A 1657-nucleotide genomic window follows, 5' to 3' on the forward strand; every position below is an offset into this window, starting at 1 on the left:
AGGCGCCTCGATCAGCGGCGTATGGACTGGACTGAGCTGGCGGAGATAAAGGAAACACGGAGAGCGTAGCGATTCGATGTTGACTTATCGTACAGAAGCGAGGGAAGTCTCACTAGCCGCTAGGCGCCGGAACCGGATATCCACGAGGAAAAAAGTGCAGGGTGAGACCCCACAGGACGCAGTCCGAGGAGGCTCACCGCGCTCCCGCGGAAAGCGAGCTATTCCCCGCAGCCCCCATCCACCCAACAGAAGTCTCGAAACTGAGTCTTCAACTAAAGGGAGCTTCTATTGAAAAAGTGTGAGGCATGCAGTAATATAGGGCAACTGCTTTATATTTAACCGTTGATAGACGATATAAAAAGTGGATTCTATCAAAGGAAGGACGATGCTTCATGAAGCAGGACCAAGGCATATTACTCGAAAGCGGCACCAATGAATTAGAAATCGTCGAATTCGGAATCGGGAATAACCGTTTCGGCATAAACGTTATAAAAGTAAAAGAAATTCTGAACCCTCAACCTGTCACAAAAATTCCTCATTCCCATAAATCGGTGGAAGGGATCATTGAAATCCGTGGGGAAGTCGTCCCTGTTGTCGATGTAGCACATGCCCTCGGATTTTCACCATCAGAGAATCCGAAGCAGGATAAATTTATTCTGACGGAATTCAATAAGACGAAAATCGTTTTCCACGTACACACCGTCACGCAGATTCACCGGATCTCGTGGGAGCAGATTGAAAAGCCGAATAAAATGTACCAGGGGCTGGAAACGCAGATTACAGGTGTCATTAAAATGAATGAAGACATGCTGTTGCTGCTTGATTTTGAAAAAGTGGTCGCTGATATCAATCCAGAATCCAGTATTCATGCTGATCAGTTGCGCGAACTTGGCCAAAGGGAACGTTCACAAAAGAAAATTCTGATTGCTGAAGATTCCGCTATGCTTCGTGCCATGCTTCAGGAAACGTTAAGTGAAGCAGGTTATGAAAATACGATTACCTTTGAGGACGGAAAAGAAGCCTATGAACATTTGGAAGATTTATTGGAAGAAGGGAAAACCATCGAAGAAGAATACCAGTTGATCATCACTGATATTGAAATGCCGCGTATGGACGGCCACCATTTTACTCGCCTGTTGAAGGGTCATAGCGATATGAACAGACTTCCTGTCGTCATTTTCTCTTCACTGATCACAGATGACCTTCGACACAAAGGCGAAATCGTTGGAGCTGATGGACAAGTGTCCAAACCAGAAATCGTGGAACTCGTAAAAATCATCGATCATCACATTCTCTAAAGAACCAGGTTCTATTAATGAACCTGTGTTCTGTTATTAAAGTAAATGGCAGGTTTCTTGAAGACTCAGTTTCGAGATGTTCTTTGAGTGGATGGAGGATGCGGGGAATAACTCGCTTTCCGCGGGAGCGCGATGAGCCTCCTCAGGCTGACGCCTTCCGGGGTCTCACCTAGCACTCTTTTCCCGCAGGAGTCTCGCCATTCCCCTCCGCCCCTTTGCCAAGGAAGATTCTCGAAACCACTACTTAGAAAATCAGCATATATGTTTATAGGAAATGGATAATATGCACTCTATCCAATGGACGTCTAGAAAGAGTAATTGCTTGATACAAAGCCCATTATGCCTGCCTAGGTGGGAAG

General features: G+C 45.9%; 1 protein-coding gene. It reads left to right on the forward strand.

All coding sequences use genetic code 11. The features are described from left to right. The first annotated feature begins 392 nt into the window (after window positions 1-392). Window positions 393-1298 carry a chemotaxis protein gene (locus VKA52_RS00015; protein WP_326313772.1) on the forward strand — a complete coding sequence of 302 codons (906 nt, stop codon included), beginning with the start codon at window positions 393-395 and terminating at the stop codon, window positions 1296-1298. The last annotated feature ends 359 nt before the right edge of the window (window positions 1299-1657 follow it).

Source organism: Halobacillus sp. HZG1 (assembly GCF_035818575.1).
GTDB classification, from domain to species: Bacteria; Bacillota; Bacilli; order Bacillales; family Halobacillaceae; genus Halobacillus; species Halobacillus litoralis.

Coding starts and splice junctions, on each gene's coding strand:
- VKA52_RS00015 (WP_326313772.1), top strand. CDS start 393: ATGAAGCAGGACCAAGGCATATTACTCGAAAGCGGCACCAATGAATTA.